3 protein-coding genes and 1 pseudogene are annotated in these 2,132 nt (G+C 35.8%); all 4 read left to right on the top strand.

Translation table 11 applies throughout. The features are described from left to right. Positions 1 to 272, top strand: a pseudogene (locus ABLT31_RS38360) (3'-5' exoribonuclease YhaM family protein); the annotation flags it as partial. A 306-nt stretch (positions 273 to 578) separates the two neighbouring features. Then, positions 579 to 731, top strand: a complete 153-nt coding sequence (locus ABLT31_RS38355) for a DUF3973 domain-containing protein (protein WP_367760973.1) — start codon at positions 579 to 581, stop codon at positions 729 to 731. Between the two features lie 346 nt (positions 732 to 1,077). Further along, positions 1,078 to 1,245: a hypothetical protein gene (locus ABLT31_RS38350; RefSeq protein ID WP_367760972.1), complete on the top strand. Its 168-nt coding sequence runs from the start codon at positions 1,078 to 1,080 to the stop codon at positions 1,243 to 1,245. A gap of 179 nt (positions 1,246 to 1,424) precedes the next feature. Further along, positions 1,425 to 2,045 (top strand): CBO0543 family protein, encoded by a 621-nt coding sequence (locus ABLT31_RS38345; protein ID WP_367760971.1) that lies wholly within the window; start codon positions 1,425 to 1,427, stop codon positions 2,043 to 2,045. Positions 2,046 to 2,132: the final 87 nt, after the last annotated feature.

Raw genomic sequence — 2,132 nt, 5'->3', positions numbered from 1 at the left:
TGGTTTATGAAGCTGCCCTTCATTTTGGTTATAACCCTCAAGAAGAAGTTGTCATCGCACTACAGCATATGGCTTTAAGTCATCATGGGAAATTAGAATATGCCTCTCCTGTGCTACCCCAGTTACCGGAAGCAGTAGCCTTGTCTCAAATCGACTTAATGGATACGAAATTACAAGCCGTTGAAGACGGATTAAACCATTCTAAAGAGGATTGTGTAACGGGGATACGAGCGATAGATGGAGGAACGGTCTATCGTTTAAAAGTGGAGTGAAGTTAAAATTCCCCTTCAAGATGCTTAAATCTTGCATAAACAAGGATACCGGAGATAAGACCACTAACAACAAAACGCGGAAAACATACAAACCAACGAACAAGACGGGTTCCTGTGGGGCTTCTTCTTTTAAATAATACATAATTTGTTCGATAAGAAGGACTTATTGGACAAATGTAGAAGTAAATAAATATATCTTTATAAATTCATAGTGGGGCTTAATTATTATATTTTCGGAAAGCATCCCCTAAGTTTGTTCATTCGGTTACTTCTTATCCAAGATAATGATGTTGAGGTGTAAGGAAAATGTATTACTGCTTAAATTGTAACGAATACCATGCTAAATCCACTGCAAAAATGTTATTAAAAACGGGTTTTCGTACAGAAAGTGATACGAAAGAGAAATTTCCATTAGGTTTTTGTGATAAAAACAAGCCACCTAAAAAAGCTGATAGTTAAATTATTTGCTATCGGCTTTTTTACTCCCTTCACGACTTCTACCGAAATATCTAAAGCTAGTCTTACCTTCCCTTTCCTCCATAAATTCTAACCAAATACTATACCAAGCAGTTGACAATATAACAATAAGTCCGAATCGGTCTATTTCATCTCATGTATGTTCTTGCCACGCAAAAGTCATGCCAATATTTCTGGTGAAAACTCGATACTTACTAAGCTAACGGGCAGTATAGCGAAAGAAACTGCCTTCAATTTTTATAGATTTACAATTTTGTCATTGATTCTAAATTGATTGGGTAAATTAACCACAAATGTATTAAACGTTTAAAACATGAAAGGAGAAATTATGAAAGTTCATGCTCGAATGGTAATTGAAGCCGATCCTGAAGTGAAACAAATGATGGATCTCATGAAGCGAAAAACAGGAAAGTCAATGAAACAAATTGTAGAGGATTTGATTCGAAAAGAGTATCAACGAATGGAGAATGACCATTCAGAATGTATTCCGATGTGATTAAAACCCCTATTCAAGAACACTTGATAAATGAAACTAATATTCCTGCATACAGGGGAAGTCATGAATATTTGGAAAACTCATGACGAAGAGAGGTTGGCTAAAATCTCCGCCATACTACTATGCACCCGGAGTGCATATTCAACAGCAATAAGAATAGTTAAAGGAGAAATAAATTCATGACATTAGAAGAAGCAACCCAAAAAGTAGACAAAGCTTATGACCTAATGGTTCAAGCAGGTCGTTTAATGACAGACGCAGTAATGAACGGTTTTTTATTTACATGGCAATGGTGGATTGGGGTTAGTTTAGCCATTATTCCTTGGATATTTTGGTTTTTCTTTAGGAAAAAAGAAAGTTCAGATCGTTTACTGTATGCAGGATTTTTAGTTATGCTTTTGGCTTCTGTAATGGATCTTTTAGGCACTTCCACAGGGAGATGGACGTATCCAATTAAGATTATACCCTCTACTGCCATTTTTCTTCCTTTTCAATTTACGATAATTCCCGTTTCTACCATGTTTCTTCTGCAAATCAAACCAAATGTAAACCCGTTCATAAAAGCTGTTGTTTTTGCGGGGTTAGGTGCATATATTGGAATGCCATTATTGGCAATGTATGATTTTTATAATCCAAAAAACTGGGCGTACACCTATTCATTCTTGATATTGATCGGTATATACTTGGCTGCACATTGGTTCAGTCGGATGAATCAATTTGAAAAAATACAAGTAGACAACCCTGGAAAAGTTGATCATGGACATTTATTCTTCTTACGAAGAAAAGAAAAAATCCGATAAATTCCTTAGGTATTGATACCGAGGGACGGGATTCGATAGTGAAATAAATAAAACCCAATCTTCTTGAATTAGACCAAGAGATTGGGT

The sequence above is a fragment of the Ammoniphilus soli genome (genome assembly GCF_040813775.1).
Note: the sequence above shows the minus strand (reverse complement) of the source record. Positions and strands in the feature narration are given on the sequence as shown.